Annotated in this window: 20 protein-coding genes; 2 read left to right on the forward strand and 18 right to left on the reverse strand. The window is 63.6% G+C overall.

Annotated features, from left to right (window positions below):
- Positions 1–21: 21 nt before the first annotated feature.
- The 3 genes from nhaC to rocF form a co-directional block, all read right to left on the reverse strand.
- Entirely contained in the window at positions 22–1,455 is a 1,434-nt protein-coding gene (gene nhaC / locus WDB91_RS15475; protein WP_339115096.1) for a Na+/H+ antiporter NhaC, read from the reverse strand.
- Positions 1,456–1,559: 104 nt separating this feature from the next.
- Entirely contained in the window at positions 1,560–2,618 is a 1,059-nt protein-coding gene (locus WDB91_RS15480) for an ornithine cyclodeaminase (protein ID WP_339115097.1), read from the reverse strand.
- Entirely contained in the window at positions 2,618–3,547 is a 930-nt protein-coding gene (rocF, locus tag WDB91_RS15485) for an arginase (RefSeq protein ID WP_339115098.1), read from the reverse strand. Before rocF ends, WDB91_RS15480 begins: the two co-directional genes overlap by 1 nt.
- Positions 3,548–3,665: 118 nt before the next feature.
- Between rocF and WDB91_RS15490 the strand changes: the two genes are divergently transcribed.
- Positions 3,666–4,103: an Lrp/AsnC family transcriptional regulator gene (locus WDB91_RS15490; protein WP_339115099.1), complete on the forward strand. Its 438-nt coding sequence runs from the start codon at positions 3,666–3,668 to the stop codon at positions 4,101–4,103.
- On the opposite strand, the gene WDB91_RS15495 is transcribed toward WDB91_RS15490, so the two are convergent.
- The 12 genes from WDB91_RS15495 to WDB91_RS15550 all read right to left on the reverse strand — a co-directional run bounded on the left by WDB91_RS15495 (position 4,100) and on the right by WDB91_RS15550 (position 18,399).
- Complete coding sequence (locus WDB91_RS15495; RefSeq protein WP_339115100.1) at positions 4,100–5,812, reverse strand: ABC transporter ATP-binding protein; 1,713 nt, start codon at positions 5,810–5,812, stop codon at positions 4,100–4,102. The genes WDB91_RS15490 and WDB91_RS15495 overlap by 4 nt on opposite strands.
- Positions 5,812–6,591, reverse strand: coding sequence for an ABC transporter ATP-binding protein (locus tag WDB91_RS15500; protein ID WP_339114531.1), 780 nt, complete (start codon positions 6,589–6,591; stop codon positions 5,812–5,814). The genes WDB91_RS15495 and WDB91_RS15500 overlap by 1 nt, the downstream gene beginning before the upstream one ends.
- Position 6,592: 1 nt before the next feature.
- Positions 6,593–8,497 carry a Fe(3+)-hydroxamate ABC transporter permease FhuB gene (gene fhuB, locus WDB91_RS15505; RefSeq protein ID WP_339114532.1) on the reverse strand — a complete coding sequence of 635 codons (1,905 nt, stop codon included), beginning with the start codon at positions 8,495–8,497 and terminating at the stop codon, positions 6,593–6,595.
- Entirely contained in the window at positions 8,494–9,360 is an 867-nt protein-coding gene (locus WDB91_RS15510; RefSeq protein ID WP_339114533.1) for an ABC transporter substrate-binding protein, read from the reverse strand. Before WDB91_RS15510 ends, fhuB begins: the two co-directional genes overlap by 4 nt.
- Positions 9,354–11,471 (reverse strand): TonB-dependent siderophore receptor, encoded by a 2,118-nt coding sequence (locus WDB91_RS15515; protein ID WP_339114534.1) that lies wholly within the window; start codon positions 11,469–11,471, stop codon positions 9,354–9,356. Before WDB91_RS15515 ends, WDB91_RS15510 begins: the two co-directional genes overlap by 7 nt.
- A 70-nt stretch (positions 11,472–11,541) precedes the next feature.
- Positions 11,542–12,444, reverse strand: coding sequence for an AraC family transcriptional regulator (locus WDB91_RS15520; RefSeq protein ID WP_339114535.1), 903 nt, complete (start codon positions 12,442–12,444; stop codon positions 11,542–11,544).
- Between the two features lie 5 nt (positions 12,445–12,449).
- A complete protein-coding gene (locus WDB91_RS15525; RefSeq protein ID WP_339114536.1) occupies positions 12,450–13,511 on the reverse strand; it encodes a siderophore-interacting protein in 1,062 nt (353 codons plus the stop codon).
- Between the two features lie 107 nt (positions 13,512–13,618).
- A complete protein-coding gene (locus WDB91_RS15530; protein WP_339114537.1) occupies positions 13,619–14,371 on the reverse strand; it encodes an SDR family oxidoreductase in 753 nt (250 codons plus the stop codon).
- An 18-nt stretch (positions 14,372–14,389) separates the two neighbouring features.
- Positions 14,390–15,190 carry an ABC transporter permease gene (locus WDB91_RS15535; protein WP_339114538.1) on the reverse strand — a complete coding sequence of 267 codons (801 nt, stop codon included), beginning with the start codon at positions 15,188–15,190 and terminating at the stop codon, positions 14,390–14,392.
- Between the two features lie 10 nt (positions 15,191–15,200).
- The gene (locus WDB91_RS15540) at positions 15,201–16,055 is read right to left on the reverse strand and encodes an ABC transporter permease (protein WP_339114539.1); all 855 of its coding nucleotides are present in this window, start codon (positions 16,053–16,055) and stop codon (positions 15,201–15,203) included.
- 16 nt (positions 16,056–16,071) lie between these two features.
- Complete coding sequence (locus WDB91_RS15545) at positions 16,072–17,223, reverse strand: spermidine/putrescine ABC transporter substrate-binding protein (protein ID WP_339114540.1); 1,152 nt, start codon at positions 17,221–17,223, stop codon at positions 16,072–16,074.
- 33 nt (positions 17,224–17,256) lie between these two features.
- Positions 17,257–18,399 carry an ABC transporter ATP-binding protein gene (locus tag WDB91_RS15550; RefSeq protein WP_339114541.1) on the reverse strand — a complete coding sequence of 381 codons (1,143 nt, stop codon included), beginning with the start codon at positions 18,397–18,399 and terminating at the stop codon, positions 17,257–17,259.
- A gap of 133 nt (positions 18,400–18,532) precedes the next feature.
- Here WDB91_RS15550 and WDB91_RS15555 point away from each other — a divergent pair, with 133 nt between their 5' ends.
- The gene (locus WDB91_RS15555; protein WP_339114542.1) at positions 18,533–19,321 is read left to right on the forward strand and encodes a LuxR C-terminal-related transcriptional regulator; all 789 of its coding nucleotides are present in this window, start codon (positions 18,533–18,535) and stop codon (positions 19,319–19,321) included.
- Here the strand turns inward: WDB91_RS15555 and sbmA are convergent.
- From sbmA to WDB91_RS15570, 3 genes are all read right to left on the reverse strand, one after another.
- Complete coding sequence (gene sbmA / locus WDB91_RS15560; protein WP_339114543.1) at positions 19,305–20,519, reverse strand: peptide antibiotic transporter SbmA; 1,215 nt, start codon at positions 20,517–20,519, stop codon at positions 19,305–19,307. The genes WDB91_RS15555 and sbmA overlap by 17 nt on opposite strands.
- Positions 20,520–20,625: 106 nt before the next feature.
- Positions 20,626–21,654, reverse strand: coding sequence for an Ldh family oxidoreductase (locus WDB91_RS15565; RefSeq protein ID WP_339114544.1), 1,029 nt, complete (start codon positions 21,652–21,654; stop codon positions 20,626–20,628).
- A 7-nt stretch (positions 21,655–21,661) separates the two neighbouring features.
- Complete coding sequence (locus WDB91_RS15570; RefSeq protein ID WP_339114545.1) at positions 21,662–22,285, reverse strand: helix-turn-helix domain-containing protein; 624 nt, start codon at positions 22,283–22,285, stop codon at positions 21,662–21,664.
- Positions 22,286–22,364: the final 79 nt, after the last annotated feature.

A 22,364-nucleotide genomic window follows, 5' to 3' on the forward strand; every position in this document is an offset into this window, starting at 1 on the left:
GCCCGAACCGGTCAGGCGGCGTCAGTCCTCTTCGGGCGTCTCGCGCGCCTCGGGCGCGAGCGGCGTGATCGTCCAGCCCATATAGCCGAAGACCACCGTCACCACCGGCGAGAGCCAGCAGAAGAAATTGAACGGCAGATAGGCCAGCGTCGCCACACCCAGCGTGGCCGCCTGAAACGCCCCGCCCGAATTCCACGGCACCAGATTGGCGGTGACGGTCGCGCTATCCTCCAGCGCGCGCGACAGGTTCTCGGGCGCAAGCCCCCGCTCCCGATAGGCATCGGCATAGGTGCGCCCGCCCATGACAATCGCCATATACTGGTCGCATAGCACCAGATTGGCACCGATACAGGTCAGCACCGTCGAGAGCACCAGCGATCCGGTCGAGCGCGCAAGCGTCAGCACCTTCGCCGCCACAACCCCGATCTGGCCCGTACGCTCCATCACCCCGCCGAACATCATGGCGACGATGATGATCGACAGCGTGTACAGCATGCTCTCGAAGCCTCCACGGCTCAGCAGGCTGTCCACATCCTCGACACCGGTCTCGGCGCTGAACCCCCCAAAGGCCACCGACATGATCCGCGCGAAATCCGCGCCCTGAAAGACCGCAGCGCAGATGGCCCCCGCGATCACCCCCACCGTGATCCCCGGAATGGCGGGCATCTTGCGATAGCTGACCAGAAGCACCAGAAGCGGCGGGATCAGCAGGACGGGCGAGATGGTGAAATGCGCCTCGATCGTGCTCAGCAGGGTCTGGATGCGCGCCATATCGCCCGCGCCCCCACCGTAATGCAGGCCCAGACCGATCTCGATCAGGAGCGTCAGGCCGATGGAGACACCCGTGGTATAGGACATATGCCGGATATGGGTAAACAGATCGGTCCCCGCCATGGCGGGCGCAAGATTGGTGGTATCCGAGAGCGGCGACATCTTGTCCCCGAAATAGGCCCCCGACAGCACGGCCCCCGCCACCACCGGCAGCGGAAAGCCCAAACCGCCGCCCACGCCCATCAATGCCACCCCGATGGTGCCGGAGGTGCCCCAGCTGGTGCCCGTGGCGACCGAGGCGATCGCGCAGATCACCACCGTGGCCGGCAGGAAGATCGACGGGCTCAACAGGTCGAGCCCGTAATAGATCAGCGTCGGCACCACGCCCGCCAGAATCCACACCCCGATCAGGATCCCCACCACCAGCAGGATGATCATCGCGGGCAAGGCATTGGTGATCCCCTTGACCATCCCGTCCTGAATATCGCCCCAGCTATAGCCGCAGCGCCAGCCGATCAGCGAGGCCATGATCACGCCCAAGAGCATCGGGATCTGCGGATCGAGCCCGTAGATCACGATCGATACGCCGATCCCCATGATCAGAGCGAGCAGTGAAAGCGCCGCTTCCCAGAAGCTGGGCAAACGCGGACCCTCTGACGAGGCGTCGGGGCGAGAAGAAGTCATGACCAAAGTCCCTGTTGTCTTGCGGCGCCTCTTTGGGCGTTTTTTGTATCGCGCCGCAAGGGCCGATCCGACCCCTGCGCTTCACATCGCCCTGAAAACCGGCCTCAGGCACCGGTCCTGGGAGCGGCACGCGCCAGCATGCCGAACAGATCGCGCGGATCATCGGGGTCGGCCAGAAGGTCCAGCGCCTGCACAAAGCCCGTGCCCGCTACCTTCGCGCGCAGATAGCGCAGCGCCGAGAAATCCTCGGTGGCAAAGCCCACACTGTCGAAGAGCGTGATCTGTTTGTCATGGCGCCGGCCCTGCACCTCGCCGCGCATCACCTGCCACAGTTCGGTGACGGGGTGGTCGGGCGCGAGCACCTGTATCTCGCCCTCGATCCGCGTCTGTTCGGGATATTCCACAAAAATATCCGAGCGCAGCAGGATATCGCGGTGCAGCTCCGTCTTGCCCGGACAGTCGCCGCCAATGGCGTTGATATGCACGCCCGCGCCCACCATGTTATCGGTGAGGATCGTGGCATATTGCTTGTCGGCCGTGCAGGTGGTGATGATATGCGCGCCCTCGACAGCCGCTTCGGCGCTTTGGCAGGGCGTGACGTCAAAGCCCTGCGCACGCAGATTGCGGGTGGCTTTTTCAGTGGCCGTCGCGTCCAGATCGTAAAGCCGCAGCCGGTTGATGCCACAGATCGCGCGGAAGGCCATCGCCTGAAACTCGCATTGCGCGCCATTGCCGATCATCGCCATCACCTGCGCGCCCGCAGGGGCCAGATAGCGCCCGACCAGCGCCGAGGTCGCCGCCGTGCGCAGCGCCGTCAGCAGCGTCATCTCGCTCAGGAGCACCGGATAGCCGGTGCTTACCTCCGAAAGCACCCCGAACGCGGTCACGGTCTGATGGCCGGTGCGCGTGTTTCTGGGATGGCCGTTCACATATTTGAACCCGTAAAGCGCCTGATCGGCGGTGGGCATCAGCTCGATCACGCCGCCTGGCACATGCGAGGCCACGCGCGGCACCTTGTCGAACTCGGGCCAGCGCTTGAAATCCTCCTCGATATGGTCGGCGAGCTCGGTGAGGAAAGTCTCGATGCCGGTCTGGTGGACAAGGCCCATCATATTCTGCACGGAAACAAAAGGCACATAGGCCAAGGGAGAGGCGGGGATCATCAGAGGTAGCTCCTTGTCATACGGTCCATGACCTGACGACCGAACAGGCTGGCGGTCAGATCGCAAAGTAACTGCGCGGTGCGCCCGCGCTCGTCGAGAAACGGGTTCAGCTCGACCAGATCGAGCGAGGTGACGAGCCCGCTGTCGCAGAGCGTCTCCATGATGAGATGCGCCTCGCGGAAGGTGGCGCCCCCCGGCACGGTCGTGCCCACAGCCGGCGCGATGGAAGGGTCGAGGAAATCGACATCGAAGGACACATGCAGCATGCCACCCGCCTGTGCCACGCGGGCAAGGAAGGCCCGCAGGGGCACAAGCACGCCCGTTTCATCAATGGCGCGCATGTCATGCACCTCGATCCCCGTCTCGCGGATGCGGGCGCGTTCGGCCGGATCGACCGAGCGGATACCCATCATGCAGATATTCCGGGGCTCCACGGCCTGCGGCAGCGGCGGATAGGCCTCGCAATCGGTCTGGCCGGTGAAATAGGCGACCGGCGTGCCATGCAGGTTGCCACTGGTCGTGGACATCAGCGTGTGCAGATCGGGATGGGCATCGAGCCAGAGCACGAAAAGCGGACGATCCGCCGCAGCGGCCCGCCGCGCCATCGCGGGCACGGTGCCCGCGGCCATCGAATGGTCACCGCCCAGAAATACCGGCAGATCGCAGGTCTGGCTCGCGTCAAAGGCGGCCTCGTGAAGCGCTCCGATCCATGCGCGGGTCTCGGCCAGATGATGCAGCGCGGGGTTGGGATGGGGCAGCGGTGCGACGGGCGGGATCGCCACATCGCCAAGGTCGCTCACCTCCCATCCCAGAGCGCGCAGCTCGTCCTCGATGGCGGCAGTGCGCAGGCTGGCGGGCCCCATCACACAGCCGCGTTGCGAGGCCCCTGTTTCGATCGGCGCTCCAAGGATGGCGCATCTCTTCGGCATGATCCGGCCCTTTCATGATCTCTTTTCCCGATCATGGCAAAGGCGAAAGAAATATTTGACAAATAAAGTGATCATAATGAAACTAAAACTAGTCATTTTGTAAAGATAGAACATCATTATGAAAACTACGCCCGACCTTTCCCCCGCCGATCACGCATTGATCTCCGCCCTGCGCGACAATGCGCGCATGTCGGTGACGGAGCTGGCCCATGTGACGGGGCTCTCGCGCACCACCGTCACGGCACGGCTCGACCAGCTGAAGGCCAGCGGACGCATCCGGCGCTTCACCATCGAGACCGATGTCGATGCCGAGGGCGGGGTCCGCGCGATCACCATGGTCGAGTTGCAGGGCCGCATGTCGCGGCAGGTGATCCACACGCTCTCGCGCATCGAGGGGGTGGCCACTGTCTGGTCGACCAATGGAAAATGGGATCTGGTGGTGGATATCCGCACGCAGGACCTTGTGGAATTCGACAGGGTCCTGCGCGCCATCCGCGAGGTTCAGGGCGTGATGAACTCGGAAAGTTCACTCCTGCTCACCCATGTGGCGGGTTAGGCCGCGTCCTGATGATGCAGGCGGCGGTAAATCCCTGTTTGCGCCAGAAGCGCCTCATGGGTGCCTTCCTGAACAATTTTCCCCTGATCCATGACCAGAATCCGGTCGGCATGTTCGATTGTGGACAACCGGTGCGCGATGATCAGGCTGGTGCGGTTGCGGGCAAGCTCGGTCAGGGCGGCCTGGATCTCGCGTTCGGTCTGACTGTCGAGCGCCGAGGTCGCCTCGTCCAGCAGAAGGATCGGCGGGTTCTTCAGGAAGATCCGCGCAATCGCCACCCGCTGGCGCTGCCCGCCCGAAAGCATCACACCGCGCTCGCCCACGACTGTCTCGAGCCCCTCGGGCAGACCCGCCACAAACTCCGTCAGCTGCGCGCGCTGCACGGCCAGAGCCAGTTCCTCCTCGGTGGCATCAAGCTTGCCATAGGCGATATTCTCGCGCAGCGTGCCGCCAAACAGGAAGACCTCCTGTGATACGAGCCCGATCTGGTCGCGCAGGCTTTCCAGCGTCATATCGGCCAAGGCCACCCCGTCGATCAGGACCTTGCCCGAGCTGGGATCATAGAAGCGCGGCACGAGCGACATCAGCGTGGATTTCCCCGCCCCCGAGGCACCCACCAACGCCACCGTCTCGCCCGCGCGGATCGTCAGATCGACCTCGTGCAGGACCGATGCCTTTCCGGCATAGGAAAAGGCCACGCGATCGAAGCGGATCTCGCCGTGGAAGGCAGGGGCGGGGCGCGCATCTGGGGCATCCGCAATCTCCGGATCGGTGTTCAGCAGGTCCAGATAGTTGCGGAAACCGGCAATACCGCGCGGATAGGTCTCGATCACGGCAGCGATCTTTTCCAGCGGGCGGAAGAAGACATTGACCAGCAGCAGGAAGCCCACAAAGCCACCTGTCGTCAGACTGCCATCGATCACATAGCCCGCGCCTGCGACCATCACCACCACCTGCACAAGCCGCAGCCCCATATATTGCAGCGCGGTGGCATGAGCCATGATCCGGTAGGCCGAGAGCTTGGTCGTGCGGTAGCCCTGATTGTCGCGCTCAAACAGCCCCGCCTCGTGTTTCTCGCGGGAGAAAGCCTGCACGATACGGATACCGCCAAGCGCCTCCTCGAGCCGCACGTTGAACGCGCCCACCCGCGCATAGATGGAACGCCACGCACTGGTCATCCGCCCGCCATAGACAGCGGTCAGCCAGACCATCGCGGGCACGATGATACAGGTGATCAGCGCCAGTTGCGGATGGATATAGGCCATCAGGATCAGCGCCCCGATAAAGGTCATGATGGCGATGAACAGGTCCTCGGGACCGTGATGGGCGACCTCGCCGATCTCCTCGAGATCACGGGTGACACGGGCGATCAGTCTGCCGGTCTCTATCCGGTCGAAGAAGCCCCAGCCGAGTTTCGTCAGATGTGCGAAGGCCCGCGCCCGCATGGTAGTTTCGATATTGATGCCCAGCATATGGCCCCAATAGATCACCACCCCCATCAGCGCGGTATTGACCGCATAGATCACCAAAAGGCCGAAGGCTGCAAGCACCGTCAGCCCCCAGTCGTTCTGCGGCAGAAGGTGGTCGATGAAGCCGGTGATAGCCAGCGGGAAAACCAGTTCCAGCAAACCCGACACCACCGCACAGGAGAAATCGAGCCAGAAGAGCCGTTTGAACGGGCGGTAATAGGCGGCAAACTGTTTGAGCATCAGGTAATATCCGGAATGGCAACGGGGGAGAGATCGGGCGGGGAGAGGACCTGCATGGAAACCCCATAGATGTCATGCAGGCGCGCGGGTGTCATCAGCTGTACCACCGGCCCGTCAAAGACGACGCGGCCCTGTTTGAGCGCCACGATATGGTCGCAGTATCGTGCGGCCATGTTGAGATCATGGATCACCATCACGACCGAGCGGCCCTCGTTGCGGGTGAGCCTCTGCAGAAGGCCCAGCACCTCGATCTGGTGGGCGATATCGAGCGCCGAGATCGGCTCGTCGAGCAGAAGCGCCTGCGCCTCCTGCGCCACCATCATCGCGATCCACGCCCGCTGCGCCTCGCCGCCCGAAAGCGCATCGATCCGGCGGTCGGCAAAGGCGTCGAGCCCGCAGGCGCTCAGCGCCGCCGCGACCGCCTGACGGTCGGCACGTCCCGGCGCCCGCAAGGGCCCGTGCCACGGGTAGCGGCCCAAGGCCACCAGCTCGCGCACCTCCATCGCGTCGCTTTGCGGCAGGGTCTGGGGCAGATAGGCCAGCGCCCGTGCCAGATCACGGCGCGACCAGCGCGCCAGATCGCGTCCCTTCAGGGCCAGCTCGCCCTGCCCCTGCATCTGGCGGGCCAGATGTTTCAGCAGCGTGGATTTGCCCGAGCCGTTATGACCGATCAACCCGATCATACGGCCTTCGGGGAGCGTCAGGGTGATATCGTCCAGAAGCGCCCGCCCCGCGATGTCATGGCGCAGCCCCTTGAGGGAAAAGAGATCTCGGGTCATGTCATTTCCTCAACATCAGCCATAGCAGCCATGGCGTGCCCACAAGCGAGGCAAAAAGCCCCAGCGGAAGATCATAGGGAAAGGCCAGCATCCGCGCGCCGAAATCGGCCAGAACCATCAGGAGCGCACCGGTCAGGATACTGCCCAAAATATGGCAGGCGGTGGTGGCCAGCCCCAGATGGCGCGCCAGATGCGGCGCCACCAGCCCGACAAAGCTCACCGGTCCCACCAGCACCGTGGCCACCCCCGTGGCAAGGGCCGCCACCGCAAGGCAGAGCGCCCAGAGCGCGCGCAGGGGCGCACCAAGCCCGCCCGCCACAGCAGGCCCGAGTGACAGCACCGTCAGCCCCCGTGCCAGCAGAAGGCCGAGTGCGGACAGCACGACGAGCGCGGCGCAAAGGCCCGTCGCGGCGGGAGCCGTGACATGGGCGGCAGATCCCGACAGCCATGCCAGAATGGCGAAGGCTTTCGGACCGCCCGAAGCCATCAGCAGGGTCAGCACCGCCCCCCCCAGCGCCGAGACCGATACGCCCGCCAGCAGCACCCGCTGCGGCTGGATCGCCCCGTGCCGGATCATGGCCAGCAGGACCCCTAGCGCCAACGCGCCGCCCAGAGCCGAGGCGCCATAGAGCGCCGCAGCCGAGGGTGCGCCCAGCCCGAACAGCGTAAGGCCGTAGCCCATCGAGGCCCCGCCCGAGACGCCCAGCACCTCGGGTGAAGCCAGCGGATTGGCGCTCAGCCGCTGCAGCACAGCCCCGGTCAGAGCCAGAAGCCCGCCCGCCGCGGCCACCGCACAAAGTCGTGTCAGCCGCCCCGGAAGGAAAGCCGCCGCCTGTGCCGGATCGAGCCAGAGCCAGCCGTCGGGCGTGCGCCCCGACAGCGCCAGCCCGATCACCAGCGCGGGCAGCGCCACGGCAAGCGCCATCACCACGATCACGGGCCTGCGCGCGCGTGGCAGGGCGCGATAGGCTTCCGCCGGAGCCACCGCCCGCATCCAGCGCATCATCCAGATAAGGAGCGGCCCGCCGATCAGACCCACCACCGCACCGGTCGGGAACATATCACCCGCCCCCGTCATCCGCGCCAGCAGCACATCGGTCCCGAAGAGAAGAAGCGCGCCGCAGAACGGGCCCCAGACGAGCGTCTCGCGCAGGCTGCGCGCTCCGCCCGCATGGGCAAGCGCAGGCCCCGCGAGCCCGACAAAACCGATCAGCCCGACAAAGGCCGAAACGCTGGCAGCAAGCACCGTGGCCAGCACGAGCGCCGAGAGGCGGATCAGCGCGACATTCTGGCCGAGCGCCTGACCCGCCTCCGCGCCGAGAGACAGGACCGCGAGCGGGCGGCGCAACAGCCCCGCCCCCAGGGCCCCAAGGGCCAGAACCGCGGCCAGAACCCGTGCGGGCTGCCAATCGGTCTGCACGAGCGATCCACCCGTCCAGATGACGAGCGAATAGAGATATTCGCCCTGTCCCAGAACCAGTGCCGCGCCAAGCCCCGAGGCCAGCAGCGCCACCAGCATGCCCACGACGACCATGCTTACCGGATGATAGCCGCCCCGCGCTCCCAATCCCATGACCAGCGCAAGGGCTGCGAAGGCCCCCGCAAATGCGAAGGGCCAGCGCCCCCAGACCAGCCAGTCGGGGAAAAAGAGCGTTGCGATAATCAGCGCCAGCTGCGCGCCCGCCGACAGGCCGAGGCTTGATGGATCGGCGATCGGGTTGCGCAGAACGGTCTGCATAAGCACGCCCGACAGGCCCAGAAGCGCCCCCGCAAGCAGTGCCACCACGCCACGCGGCAGCGTGCCCTGATAGAAGAGAAGCGCGGTGATCGGGTCCGAACCCGCAGGCGGGATCTGCCCCCAGAGCCAGAGGGTCACGAGAAGCGTCAGAAGGAGAAGATATCTCATAGAGCCCCCAGAGCGGCGCGTAGCCTGAGTGCGAAATCCGCCCCTGCCAACGGCCCGCCATAGGCATTGAGCCCCGATAGCTGATAGACCCGCCCCGCGCGCACGGCAGGTAACGCCTGCCAGAGGGCCGAACGCTCCAGCGCGCCGCGCGCCAGCGCAGGCACGGGCGCGCAGATCACAATTGCCGCATCCTCCCGCTCCGCCAATGCCTGTAGCGGCACAGGGGCCGCAAAGGAGAACTGTGTGGGCCGGTCCCATGCAGTCTCCAAGCCCATGGCCTGCGCCACCGATCCGAAGAGACTATCCGTCCCGAAGACACGCAGATGGCGCGCATCGCCGATCTCCACGAGATAGAGCGGGCGCGCCGCGAGCCCCTGCCCCGCGCCCGCAACCTGTTCGGCCAGCGCATCGGCGCGTGCAGCCCCCGCTGCACGGTCGCCCAGCCGTTCGGCCAGCGCGGGAAGGGCGGCAAGACAGCGGGTCCAAGGGGTCTCGGGCTGATAATAGAACGCCTCGATTTCCACGGGCGCGATCCGTGCGAGCTGCGCCTCGATGCTACTGTAGAAAGGCGAGGACAGGATCAGATCGGGGCGGCAGATTTGTAAAAGCTCCAGATTGGGGCTGCCGCGCAGGCCCAGATCGGTCACGCCCTGCGGGAGAACCGGCTGCGCCACACGCGCGCGGAACTGGCGCAGCTCGCAGGCCGCCACCGGCACCTGCCCCAGGGCCAAAGCCGTATCCATCATCGCCCAGTCAATTGCCGCCAGCCGCTCAGGCGGCGCGGCCCGTGCAGAACCTGCACGGGCCGCGCCCCCGATAAGGGTCAGAGCGCCTGCGACAAACTGGCGCCGAGCGATCACCATTTATGGGTCAGGCGCAACTGGACCGTGCGCCCGTCGCCATAATAGCAGCCATAATAGGCGCTGCAGCTGGCGACATAGGCCTTGTCGGTGACATTGCTGACATTGAGGGCCAGCGACGTATCGGCCGAGAGATCGTAACCGGCGCTCAGATCCAGCAGGGTCACGTCGTCGAGCTTGTAGGTATTGGCCGCATCATTATAGCGCGCGCCGATATAGCGGATGCCGCCGCCAAGGCTGAGCCCCTCGAGCTGGCCTTGGGTGAAATCATGGGTCAGCCACAGATTGGCGCTATGTTCGGGCGCATTTCCAAGCTCATTACCGATATTGTCCCCCTTGGTCTGCTCGGTTTCGTTCCATGTATAGCTGCCACGCAGGTTCCAGTTATGCGCAAGATTGGCCGTCGCCTCGATCTCGATGCCCTTCGAGCGGACCTCGCCGATCTGGCGGGTGCCCGAGATGCCGTTCTCTACCACAGAAGATGACACATTGCTCTGCGTCAGATCGAAGGCCGCCACGCTGAACAGCCCGTCAAAGCCTGCGGGCTGGTATTTTACGCCCAGTTCCCACTGCTTGCCCTTGGTGGGCTCGAGCGCATTGCCATCGATATCAGCGCCGGTCGAGGGCACATCGAAAGAGGTCGCATAGCTGGCATAGGGGGCCATGCCATTGTCGAACAGATAGGACAGACCCACGCGGCCCGTGGTCGCCTCCGCATCGATCCCCAGATCGCTATTGCCGTAATTGGTGACCTGTGTGCCGCTCTGGCTGATCCAGTCATGGCGCAGCGCGAGCGAGCCGTGCCAGTTGCCCCATGTGATCTCGTCCTGCCCGTAGAGCGAGCTTTGCTTGAGCACCAGATCGGTCTGGCTGGTATACCATGGCGCTGTCGGATTGCCGCCATCATAGATGGGGTTCGACAGGCTGAGACTGTCCATATAGGCGAATTCGGTCGAGATGGAGGAGTCGAAACGGCGCTGCTCTGCCCCCACCAGAACCGAATGGGTCACTTGCCCGAAGGTGAAAGTGTTGGTTGCCCGCAGATCGAGATCCGCGGTCTGGCTATGTTCGCCATTATAGGAAATGCCGCGCGTGATCGTGTCACCATCGGCCACGGTGTTGGAGGTATAGGGCGCCTCGTAATCCCAATCGAGATCCTGATAGCGGAAGCCGCCCTGCAGCTGCCATCCCGCGCCCAGATCCTGCTTTACCTCGAACCCGATATTAGCGGTAGTGCGGTCGCTGTCATCGGCACCGGTATCGCCGAAATAGAAGCTGCGGAGCCTGTCGTCATCGACCTGCCCCAACAGATCATAGGGCACGCCCACGGGGCTGACGGGGCGGTCTTTCTGGTAGGAGCCGAGAAACTGGATCTCCGTCCCATCCTGCGGCGTCCAGCGGGTGGCAAGACCCAGATAGCCGCGGGTATTCTTGATCTCGTCGACATTGCCCTCGCTATCGCGGGCCACAGCCGTCACCCGCGCCGAGACATCATCGGACAGCGCCTTGTTCCAGTCGAGGAAGACCTCGTTGGATTTCGGGCTACCAACGCCCACACCGGCCTCGGCGAAATCGGCATTATAGGCGCGTTTTTGCACCTGATTGATCACACCGCCCGGAATGCCCGAGCCGTAAAGCACCGAAGCCGGCCCCTTCAGGATCTCGATCCGCTCGGTCGAATAGATCTCGAAGGACGGCGCGCCCTGTGCCCGAAGGATACGCAGCCCGTTGAGGAATTGCGCATTGGCGCCATCGAACCCGCGGATCACGGGAGCATCGAAACGCGGATCGGTGCCGTAAGGCTCGGCCAGAATGCCCGCGCTATAGCCCAGCGTGTCGCCCAATGTCGTAGCACCCTGATCCTCGATCTGGTCACCGGTGATGACCGAAACCGATTGCGGCACCTCGAGGATGGGCGTAGCGGTTTTGGTCGCGGTCGAGGAATCATTGGCGACATAGCCCGCAACAGGGGCGGTGGTATCGCCCGATCCGGTCACCACGATCTCGTCGAGGGCGACAAGATCGGTGGTCGACTGGGCGAACCCAGTGGTGCCGAAGGCAAGGGAGAAGGCGGCAAGGCTGGTGCCGGTCAGAAGCGTGCAGCGCAGGGACATGGGTCAAGGATCCGTGAGAGAGAGATGATTTTTCCGAGTGTTTAAGTCGGAAATAGGGGCGCGCCTTGTATCAGACCGCCGCGCTTTGAAGATTTCCGCCCAAACCCTGCCCGCGCTGTGCCTGCCGCCAGCGTGCGGGTGGCGCGCCGTGAAGTTCACGGAACACACGGCTGAAATGTGCCTGATCGGCAAAGCCACATCGCGCGGCGATCTGGGCCAGTCCCAGATCGCTCTCGCGCATCAGACGGGCGGCCTCTGCGGCCCGTTTGGCGCTGATCCACCGCGCCGGTGTCTGGCCGGTGCTCTGGCGAAAGGCGCGCGGGAACCAGCTCTCGGACAACCCCGCCACTCCGGCGAGTTGGGCAATGCTGAGCGGCACATCCAGATGGGCGGCGACATGATCCTCGATCCGGCGCAGGGTTGCAGGTGGCAGCCCGCCCTTGGCCGGAGGCGCAGAGGGCGCCTGCGCCAGATCGAACACCTCGCAAAGAAGCGCCGAGAGAAGCCCGTCCAGCATCGCATCGGGACGCGAGGGGCAGCTGACCTGCCCCGCCATCAGCGCCGCGATCTGGGTCAGGCTCTCGGCCTGCGGCAGAAACAGGGGGGCCTGCCTGGAGAGCATGTGCGGACCCATCTCTGCGAGCCGCTGCTGTAGCGGCCCTGCCTGAAGATGTAGGTCGAGATGGGCGTAATCCTGCGCCGAAAACGCCTCGGACCAGAGCGGCATATGCGCCGGAATATAGAACGCCCCGACGCCTTTCTGCCATGGCGCGTCAGAGCGCGTGCGCAGCCCCATCTCGGGTGCCTGCCCGCCAAGAAACACAATCAGCCGCGGATCGGGGGAGCGATAATACCCGCCGCCGCCCGTCTCGCTGCGCGCGTGCCAGACATCGGCCACCACCCCCTCCCAGCGACGCCATGATAGCGGCTGCGTGACCCGCAGCGCGCGGGTCTGCGCGGTCATATTCGGCATGAAACTCATTTCGGGGCGGTCCAGTAACCCGCCAGATAGCAGCACGTCTTGGGCAGGGCAGCTTCCTCGAGAAACAGTTTGCGCGCGGCGCGGATCATTCCCTGCTCGCCTGCAATCCATAGCTGGAAGGGCGCACGAGCATCGGGCAACGGAAGATGGGGAAGATGATGGGCCAGATGCTCGTCCTGCGCGCGGTCGAGCCAGTGGAGCGTCACGCCCGCGGGAAGATCGGCAATCAGCCGGTCCGCCGGATCGCCGGTCTCGACCAGCACGAAGCCGCGCTGATCGGGCGGCGCATTGCGCAGGATATGGCGGATTGCAGGAAGGGCGGTCTCGTCTCCGGCCATCACCAGCGTGGTGCTGCCATCAGCCGCCAGATCCGGCATCTCGCCGCCTCCCGGACCCGCGATGACCACCTGTGCCCCCGCCCGCGCGGTCTGCGCCCAATGGGTGGCCGGGCCGCCCTTATGCTCGAACAGATCGAAGGTGAAACTGTGATCCTGCGGGTCGAAATCGACAAAGGTGAAGACGGCGCGATGCAGCTTGTCCGCGCCCGCAGGCCAGACCGTCCGCCCTGCCACATTGAGGCTCGGCCAGACAGGCGCACGGCCCTCGGGCGGCAGAAGCAGCGAGAAATGCATGCCACCGGTCATCAGCGCCGCAAGCCCCGCACAGCGCAACCGCAACCGCAGGAAATGCGGCGAGAGGCGGCGAACCGAGACCAGTTGCGCCTCGTGCATATTGGCCGGAAGCGCCCCTTCCTGCCCCAGCCCTTCCCATTGCAGACGATCCACAAGGCCCGGCGCGATATGATCGATCAAAAAGGCCGCCGTATCGCAGAGGCGCTGACGCCCTGCCGCGTCATGCGCCGAGACCGCGACATGCAGCCCCGCCCCGCGCCGCTCGATCCGCCAATGGCCCGCGCTATCGCGGGCCTCGACAGACCCTCCGGCAGCCGAGAAACTGGACCCGTAGCTCTGCAGATACTCCGACAGGCGGATCATGAAATCGGACGGACAGGAGAAGGATACGGAGGCCGCAGCGGCAAAGGTTTGAGCGACAGACATGGAGCCTCGGGCGTGAGAGGGACGTGCCCTTTATTACCTGATAGTTTTGGTCGGGATCAAGCCCCGTCCCACCGCCTGTCCACCAATGCACCGCAACCTTCTGGCCTCTAAAGGATTTCGCCCCCGTCAATGACCAGCGCGAGCCCCGTCACAAAGCCCGATTTGGGCGAGGCAAGATAGAGTATGCCAGCTGCGATCTCATCGACCGAGGCCCAGCGACCCATCGGAATCGTCTCCGATACATAGGATTCGAGACCAGCCCGACCGCCCATCTGTTTCTCGAAACCGGCATTGAAGGGCGTATCGACAAACCCCGGACAGAGCGCATTAAAGCGGATATTGTCGCGCGCGTAATCGGCGGCCATCTGCTTGACCATCGCCACAGCCGCGTGTTTGGTCGTGGCATAGGAGATCATCTCGCGGTCGAACTGGCAGCCCGAATTGGAGGCTGTGATGATCACCGAGCCGCCACCGCGCGCGCGCATCGGCGCCACCACCTCGCGCGAGATCACGAAATGCGCGCGCACATTCAGCGCCCATGCCGCATCCATCTGATCGGGGGTGACCTGTTCGAGCTTACCGGGGATCTGGATGCCTGCATGGCTGTGCAGGATATCGATACCCTTGCGCGCCACCACATCGGCCACCAGCGCCTTGATGCCCGCGTCATCGCGCATATCCAGCGCATGGGCCTCGCCCTGCCCGCCTGCGATCCTGATCTGGGCGAGCGTTTCATCGGCCAGATCGTGGCGCAGATCGGTCACCACCACATAGGCGCCCGCTTCGGCCAATGCGATGGCGCTCGCGCGTCCGATACCGGAGCCTGCGCCGGTGACGAAGGCTGTACGATTGTCCAACATTTGGAACTCCTTTGGGGATTAGCCCTTCGCACCACCTCGGCGCAGCAACAGTTGCGCGCCGATGAGAATGGTCAATGAGGCCAGCATGACCATCGTGCCGATGGCATTGATTTCGGGGGTAACGCCGCGGCGGATCGAGGAGAAGACATAGATAGGAAGCGTCGTCTCGGAGCCTGCGACAAAGAAGGCGATGATGAAATCATCGAAGGAGAAAGTGAAGGCCAGCAGGAAACCCGCCAGAATGGCCGGAGCGATGATCGGCAGCGTCACCTGAAAGAAGGTCCGCACGGGCGGGGTGCCAAGATCGGCGGCGGCCTCCAGCAGGGCGCGGTCGAAGCTTTCCAGACGCGCCCGCACGATCAGGATCACCAGCGACATCGTAAAGAGGCCATGCGCCGCAATCAGCGAGCCCGAACCAAGCGACAGCCGCCAGCCGGTGAGCGCCTCGAGCCACGGGTTCACCAGATCAAAGACCGAGACCAGTGCAATCAGCGTGGCGATCCCGATCACGATGCCGGGGATCATTACGGCCACCTGCACCAGCAGATCGAAAATGGCGCGCATCCGCCCCTTCATCTGCACCAGCGCCAGTGAGGCCAGTGTGCCGACAACCGCCGCCAGAAGTGCCGAGAAGAAGGCGATTTTGACCGAGGTCCAGAGCGCCTCCATCACGAAGGGATTATGCACCGCCTTGGCATACCATTTGGTCGAGAACCCCTGCATCGCAGTGGCCGAGCGCCCCGCGCTAAAAGAGAACAGCGCGATGATACCGATCGGCAGATAGAGGAAGATATAGACGGCAAGCGCATAGAGACGCATCACAAAACCCTCACATCAGACCGGCATCGGACGCGCCGCCAAAGCGCTTCAGGATGCGGGTATAAAGACCGACGACCACCAGCATCAGCGCCACCAGCGCCACCGCCACAGCCGAGCCGAACGCCCAGTTGCGCGACTGAAGGAACAGATCGACCAGCGCATTACCGACAAAAAACACCTTGCCGCCGCCCAGAATGGCAGGGATCAGGAACTCGCCCATCAGCAGGATGAAGACCAGCATGGAACCCGTCAGGACACCGGGCATCGAAAGCGGCAGGGTGATCTGGCAGAAGGCGCGCCACGGCGGGGTGCCAAGGTCGGCGGCCGCCTCAAGCAGACGCTTGTCGAGTTTCTCAAGCGCCACATAGATCGGGAAGACCATCAGCGGCAGATAGCCATAGACGATCCCCACCAGCACCGCGAAAGGCGTGTTGATCAGCCGCAGCCCCTCGATGCCGAAGACTTCCAGAAGTTGCGGGATGCCCTTGCCGCCTAGCAGGAAGATCCACGCATAGGACCGGATGAGGATCGAGGTCCAGAAAGGCACGATCACCAGCACCAGAAGCAGCGTCTTCCATTTGGCACTGACCTTGACGGCCAGAAAATAGGCCAGCGGATAGGCGATGATCAGCGAGGCGATCGTGCCGATGGGGGCCAGCGTCAGCGTGTTGCGGAAGGCCGCGAAACGCGCGGGCAGGTTGGCGTATTGCTCGAGACTGAAACCCGGCGCGTAGCCTCCCACGGCAGACCGGCTACCGAAGGAGAAAATCAGGACGACGATGAGGGGCAGCACCAGCATCGCGCCATACCAGAGCCCCGCAGGCGTCAGCAGAAGCGCCTTGGCGCGTTTGGAAGATGTGCTCATCACCGTCGCCATCCGATCAGGCCGATTTGAAGCGGGCCATCAGCTCCGCACGGTTCGGGTCGGTCAGCGTGGCTGCCGCACCGAATTCTAGCGCTGAAAGCTTCTCAGCCGCCGGATAAAGGATCGGGTCGTTCAACAGTTCCTCGGGCAGCAGTGCGTTCACGCGCTCGTCCGCCACCGGATAGCCATGCGCCAGCGCCTCGCGCTTGTCGACCTCGGGGTCGAGCAGGAAGTTGATCAGCGCATAGGCGGCCTCGCGATGGGGCGCATCCTTCGGGATGGCATAGAAATCGGACCAGATCTCACCGCCCTCTTTGCCAAGCTCGAAGCCGATCTCGGGCATGTCGGTGTTCATCTGCTTGCCGTCACCCGTCCAGCACATGGTCAGCCACGCATCGCCATTGCGCATCGCGGGCTGGTAATCGGACGCGATCGCATAGAGATGCGGCTTCACATCAATGAGCAGCTTCTCGGCATCGGCCAGCTCGGCGGGATCGACCGAATTGAAGCTATGGCCGAAATAGACCAGCGCATTGCCGATGGTGGTCAGCTGATAGTCATGAACCATCGCGCGGCCCGACCATTTGTCGCGGGCCCCATCGAAGAAGGTCTTCCAGCTATCGACCTTGCCGGTATGTTCGGAGTTGAAGGCAATCCCCGTGGTGCCCCAGTTCTTCGGCACGGCATAAAGCTTGCCATCGACCATCCCCGCATCCGAGAAGCGCTTCTCGAAAGCGGCTGCGTCGTAATTGGGGAGTTTCGTCAGGTCGAGCGGCTCGATCAGATCGGCGGCGACATAGGTCGAGATCGCGTAGTTCGTGGGCACGAACACATCCCAGCCCGAGCCACCGGCCTGCAGCTTGGCCAGCATTTCCTCATTCGAGCCGAAGACATTGACCTGCGTGTAAACGCCGGTCTTTTCCGCGAAAATGTCGAAGTTATCGGGGTCGTGATAGTTCGGCCAGGTGGCCAGCGCCACGCGGTCGCCCAGATCCTGTGCACGCGCGGCCCGCGGCAGGAGCGAGGGCATGGCGCCGCCCATCACCGCCATCGCCGTGCCAAGCCCCGTCACCCCCAGAAAATGGCGGCGTGAGACTGACCCCTTTTCAAAGCGGCGGAACTCTTCCATGAATTTCTTGCGCGAAATCGGTTGGTCATCTTGCGTCATATCTCTATTTCCCTGTTGTAATCGTTGAGGAATTTACGCCATCGGGCCAAGGACAAGCCCCGCCCCCTTGGCCCAGAGAAGACGGGCTGTCTCGCCCGTCCCCGCCCCGTGCATGGCTCTTGCGGCCTGTCGCGGAACATTCATCTGCAGCACGCCAAGCGCCTCGGTCTGCAGCAGATATTCGGTCATATCGCCCAGAAAGGTGCGATGGGTCACGCGGCCCGTAAGCACCGCATCACCGGGGCCGGGTTGGTCGTCGGGCCCCATCAGCATCAGCGCCTCGGGGCGGATCGCCACCTCGGGCGTCGCCTGCGTATCGCCTGCTCGGTCACGCAAAACCACCTGCGCCCCATTGGCCAGCACAGCCCGCGCCATGCCATCGGCCCGATCGGTAATCGTGGCCGGAAGGATATTAGCCTTACCAATAAAATCCGCGACATAACGGTTTGCGGGCCGGTCATAGAGATCCTCCGGCGTGCCGATCTGGGCAATGCGCCCCTGCCCCATCAGGCAGATCCGGTCCGACATCGCCATCGCCTCTTCCTGATCATGGGTCACCAGCACGAAGGTGATGCCCAGCTGGCGCTGGAGCGAGAGAAGTTCACTCTGCATCTCGCCGCGCAGCTTGGCATCCAGCGCCGCCATCGGCTCGTCCAGAAGCAGGATCTTGGGTTCATTCACAATGGCCCGCGCCAAGGCCACGCGCTGCTGCTGACCGCCCGACATCTCCCAGATCCGGCGCGGCCCGAACTCCTGCAGACGCACCGTGGCGAGCGCCTTATCGACCTTGGCGGCGATCTCCGCCTTGGCCATTTTCGGGCGGCGCTGACGCAACCCGTAGCCCACATTCTGCGCCACTGTCATATGCGGAAACAGCGCGTAATGCTGGAACACCATATTCACGGGGCGCTTATGGGCGGGGCGTGCGCCCACCGCCTGCCCGTCCAGCAGCACCTCACCGCTGGTAGGGCTCTCGAACCCCGCCAGCATCCGCAGCGCCGTGGTCTTGCCGCAGCCCGAGGGCCCGAGGAAAGACAGGAACTCGCCGCGTTTGATGCGCAGGTTGAGATTATTGGCGGCCCGCACCTCGCCAAACGCTTTGGTGGTATTCACGAACTCGGCGACGGCCTCGCTGGAGCGGACGGTTTCGGGCGTATCGACTTCGGCAATTTTCATGATCTGATCCAGCACCTAAACCCCACCAAGCGGTTATCTCGAATTTTGTTGTATTGGCGGGCTATGCCTCCAATATCAAAAACGCTACGAGAAACGATATTTGCAGTATATATCCCAAAGGGCATAGATAAGCATGAAATCCCTCCAAGAGACCGTAGTTAGCATCATGGCCGAGGCAGTGGACTGCATCGGCATGCCTCGCTTCCCCGAGGTTCTGCTCCGCTGCCTGCAGGCCGTCGTCCCCTTCGAGTTTTCTGTGGTTTTCGGCTATCATGACAGTCATAGACCATTGGATCTGTTTGACAATTTCCCATCCCGCAAGCGCAAGGTGATGGTGGATGACTATCAGGAAGGCCCCTATCTTCTGGACCCGTTATTCCGCGCGGCACAGGCACCCGCGAAGGTAGGGCTGGTGCGGCTGCGCGACATCGCCCCCGACCGGTTTTATCAGGGGGAATATTTCCGCAACTATTACATCCAGACCGGGCTTGCTGAAGAAATAGGCTTTATCGTGGATGTTGGTGAAAAAGTCACCGTCGTCATTTCGGCCATGCGCGAGACAAAGCCGTTCTCGGCCCGCGAGTTTCGCGATCTGGCGGCCCTCTATCCGTTTGTTCGCGCTTTGACGCAGCGCCATTGGGGCAATCTGATCTCGCGATTCTCCCATATGCCGGCACAAAGCGACCAGCATCTGCCGCAACTGATCGACAAGGCTTTCAAGGATTTCGGGCGCAACAACCTGACCGCGCGCGAGGCGGAGATCGTGGAATATATCCTCAAGGGGTTTTCTTCCGAGGCCACCGGTCGCGCGCTCGGCATCTCCACCGGCACGGTGCGCATCCACCGGCGCAATATCTATGCCAAGCTGGGCGTGTCCTCGCAGGGCGAGCTGTTCTCGGCCTTCATCACTTCGATGGGCTAGCGCCTTCAAACGCCTTCTCGAAACCACGCAGACGTTTATGGATCGACAATAGCTCGATGATAGTGGTCCATGAGCCCACCAGATACTGGAAGGACCCCGTCACCTGCCCGAAGGCCGTCAGGATCTGCTGCATCACGCCAAAGCTGATCTTGCCCGCCACGATGGTCGGGATCAGCATGATATTGGCGAAGACATTATCGGCCTGAATATAGAACCCACGGAAGACGTTGAAATAGGCGAAATGGAAGAAGTAGCGGAAGTAAGATGTCCGCAGGCTGCCATAGAGTTCGCGCACCGTCAGCGGATGGGCGCGCGAGGGATCGTCCTCGCCATAGACCAGTTCCTTGCGATAGGCGGCCTCGGTGCGCTGGTTGGCGAATGCCAGACCCGGCAGCCGGATCCCCGCCACCGCCAGCAGGAGGGTGCCGAACAGCGACCAGAAGATGGCGGCCACCAGCAGAGGCTCGGCGATCGGCCCTACCACCGGCAGGGTCGTCACAAAATGGCTCAGCCCCGCCAGCACCGGCAGAAAGGCGAAAAGGGTGATGACCGAATCCACCATCGACACACCCAGATCCTCCATGATCGAGGCGAAACGCGCGGTATCTTCCTGCACCCGCTGTGCCGCGCCCTCGATCTGGCGGGCATGGGGCCAATAGGACATGTAGTAATCATTCATCGCCGTGCGCCAGCGGAAGACGTAATGCGAGGTGAAGAACCGCGTCAGGATATAGACCACCATCCACACCAGCGCGATCTGGAACCAGATCCAGAGCATCTGGTAGAGATCGCCCGCTGTCACTCCCTGCCCGCCATCCAGCGCCTTCTGGATCGCGTCAAAAAACGGCCGCTGCCAGTTGTTCAGATCCACCGTGGCCTGCACCGAGAAGTAATCCGAGAAGATGATGAGCGCCGATCCGGGGATGGCCCACCATTGCCACGGATGGGGCGCAAGGATCATCCACGCCGCCGAGACCCCTGCCACCCAGAGCGCCGCATAAATGTAGAACCACAGGAAATCCGGCGTCAGGAAATAGCCCAGCCCGATCACGGGTGGTGTGTCTGCGGGCGGGTTGGGCAGGCCGATCACCGCCCCCCAGCCATCGGCCCCGAGATACCACAGCGCCACCGCCGCCAGAAGCGCGAGAAGAACGCTGGGGAAGAAAAGCCGTGGATTGGGGAAAAAGGATCTGAACATGCGCGGTCTCCGGTCTGGGCCGGAGCGGCCCGGCCCTTCCACCTAGACCGTGGATATCCCCGAGAAACAGCGCAAAACCGCGCTTTCACGGGCATTTGCTGCGCCGTTACAGAGCCGAAGGGCCCTGTCCCAGCCGTCCCAGCATGGCCCATTCGGCCTCCGATAGCGTGATCCCACGGGCCAGCGCCTCTGCCCGCGCCGCAAACCTGCGCTGCGAGGGAAGGCGCGCGCCCTGATCCTCGATGGCGGTCAGCAGGGTCTCGCCCTCGGCCAGCGGATCGCGCCCGGACCGCGCGGCAAAGCGCGCCGGATCGAAGGCCAGCACCAGCGCCCCGTGCCGTGGCAGAAGGTCACCGCCTCCCATGAAATCGAGCGCCTCGCGGGACATGAACTCGCCCAGCATCGCTCCCGCCATCAGTTCGATCATCGTGGCGATGGCCGAGCCCTTATGGCCGCCAAAGGGCAGCATCGCGCCCTCGAGCGCGGCCTGCGGATCAGTGGTCGGATTGCCTTGCGCATCGATCGCCCAGCCCTCGGGCAGGGGTTTGCCTGCACGGCGATGCAGCTCGATCTCGCCGCGAGCGGCAACGCTTGTGGCAAAATCCACCACATAGGGATGCGGCCCCCTGCGCGGCCAGCCAAAGGCAAAGGGGTTGGTGCCGAACAGGGGTTTGGTGCCCCCCGAAGGGGCCACAAACGCATAGCTCGGGCACATCGAGAGCGAGGCCAGCCCCTCTTCGGCCAGCGCCTCGACATCATGCCAGAGCGCCGAGAAATGCAGGCAATCGCGGATCACCAGCGCGGCCAGACCCAGCTCGCGGGTGCGCTGGACCAATGCCTCCTTGCCCGCCACGAAGGACGCAGGCGCATAGCCGCCACCCGCATCGACCTCGAGGATCGCACCGCTGGTATCATGCACCACAGGAGTGGAGACCCCCGAGGCCTTACCCGCCTTGAGCACTTTCAGCACCCCTTCGAGCCGGTAGAGCCCGTGGGATTTGCAGCCATCGCGCTCGCCCGCCACGATCACATGGGCCACGGCCTGCGCATTGGGGGCGCTGAAGCCATGAGTTTGCAGAATGCCCGTTACGCGGGTTTCCAGCGCTTCGACGGAGAGGGTGGTCAGCGGTTCCATGAGATCCTCACTCGGGTTTATCGACATCGACATAGGTGCAGGCCCAGAAAACCCGCGTATCGTCCTCGCTCAAGGCGCGCAGCCCGTGGCGCATCGTGCTGTCGAAATAGGCACAATCGCCGGTTTCCAGAACCACGGGCGCATAATGCTCGACACAAAGCTCGACGCGCCCTGACAGCACATAGAGCGTTTCCTCGCCCTCATGCGCCTCCAGATCGGCAGGGGTCAGGGGCGCGCGGCGTTCGACCCGCGTGACCAGCGGCACGATCTTCTTTTCGGTCAGCGCGTTACAAAGCACCTCATATTCGAAATTGCGGGTGCGGACCTTCTGCCCCTGCCCCGCCTTGGTCACCGTCAGACGGGTCGTCGGGCTCGGAGCATCCTCGGCGGCATAGATCCGCTCCATGCCCACCCCGTAGGCGCGCGCGATCCGCACAAGATTTTCATAGCTTGGCGAGACTCGCCCGTTCTCGATCTTGTGGATGGTCGAGAGTGCAAGCCCCGTCGCCTGCGCCGCCATATCCAGCGTGAAGCCACAGCCAAGCCGCAGCGATTTCACCCGCTGACCCAGCTCGTCGCGGAGTTGCTGGCGCTCCTGCTCCCAGTCCGCTGATTTTCCTTCTTGCATCATATTTTTCTTATATTACCAATAATGACTGTCTAGACTCAAATTCACTCCGGCGCAAGCCATGCCATCAGATGAGGGACTA

It is taken from the genome of Thioclava sp. GXIMD2076 (genome assembly GCF_037949795.1).
In the GTDB taxonomy this organism is placed as follows: domain Bacteria; phylum Pseudomonadota; class Alphaproteobacteria; order Rhodobacterales; family Rhodobacteraceae; genus Thioclava; species Thioclava kandeliae.

Bases quoted from the DNA above. Each gene is read 5' to 3' on its own strand.
- nhaC (WP_339115096.1), bottom strand. From the start codon at position 1,455: ATGACTTCTTCTCGCCCCGACGCCTCGTCAGAGGGTCCGCGTTTGCCC.
- WDB91_RS15480 (WP_339115097.1), bottom strand. From the start codon at position 2,618: ATGATCCCCGCCTCTCCCTTGGCCTATGTGCCTTTTGTTTCCGTGCAG.
- rocF (WP_339115098.1), bottom strand. From the start codon at position 3,547: ATGCCGAAGAGATGCGCCATCCTTGGAGCGCCGATCGAAACAGGGGCC.
- WDB91_RS15490 (WP_339115099.1), top strand. From the start codon at position 3,666: ATGAAAACTACGCCCGACCTTTCCCCCGCCGATCACGCATTGATCTCC.
- WDB91_RS15495 (WP_339115100.1), bottom strand. From the start codon at position 5,812: ATGCTCAAACAGTTTGCCGCCTATTACCGCCCGTTCAAACGGCTCTTC.
- WDB91_RS15500 (WP_339114531.1), bottom strand. From the start codon at position 6,591: ATGACCCGAGATCTCTTTTCCCTCAAGGGGCTGCGCCATGACATCGCG.
- fhuB (WP_339114532.1), bottom strand. From the start codon at position 8,497: ATGAGATATCTTCTCCTTCTGACGCTTCTCGTGACCCTCTGGCTCTGG.
- WDB91_RS15510 (WP_339114533.1), bottom strand. From the start codon at position 9,360: ATGGTGATCGCTCGGCGCCAGTTTGTCGCAGGCGCTCTGACCCTTATC.
- WDB91_RS15515 (WP_339114534.1), bottom strand. From the start codon at position 11,471: ATGTCCCTGCGCTGCACGCTTCTGACCGGCACCAGCCTTGCCGCCTTC.
- WDB91_RS15520 (WP_339114535.1), bottom strand. From the start codon at position 12,444: ATGCCGAATATGACCGCGCAGACCCGCGCGCTGCGGGTCACGCAGCCG.
- WDB91_RS15525 (WP_339114536.1), bottom strand. From the start codon at position 13,511: ATGTCTGTCGCTCAAACCTTTGCCGCTGCGGCCTCCGTATCCTTCTCC.
- WDB91_RS15530 (WP_339114537.1), bottom strand. From the start codon at position 14,371: ATGTTGGACAATCGTACAGCCTTCGTCACCGGCGCAGGCTCCGGTATC.
- WDB91_RS15535 (WP_339114538.1), bottom strand. From the start codon at position 15,190: ATGCGTCTCTATGCGCTTGCCGTCTATATCTTCCTCTATCTGCCGATC.
- WDB91_RS15540 (WP_339114539.1), bottom strand. From the start codon at position 16,055: ATGAGCACATCTTCCAAACGCGCCAAGGCGCTTCTGCTGACGCCTGCG.
- WDB91_RS15545 (WP_339114540.1), bottom strand. From the start codon at position 17,223: ATGACGCAAGATGACCAACCGATTTCGCGCAAGAAATTCATGGAAGAG.
- WDB91_RS15550 (WP_339114541.1), bottom strand. From the start codon at position 18,399: ATGAAAATTGCCGAAGTCGATACGCCCGAAACCGTCCGCTCCAGCGAG.
- WDB91_RS15555 (WP_339114542.1), top strand. From the start codon at position 18,533: ATGAAATCCCTCCAAGAGACCGTAGTTAGCATCATGGCCGAGGCAGTG.
- sbmA (WP_339114543.1), bottom strand. From the start codon at position 20,519: ATGTTCAGATCCTTTTTCCCCAATCCACGGCTTTTCTTCCCCAGCGTT.
- WDB91_RS15565 (WP_339114544.1), bottom strand. From the start codon at position 21,654: ATGGAACCGCTGACCACCCTCTCCGTCGAAGCGCTGGAAACCCGCGTA.
- WDB91_RS15570 (WP_339114545.1), bottom strand. From the start codon at position 22,285: ATGATGCAAGAAGGAAAATCAGCGGACTGGGAGCAGGAGCGCCAGCAA.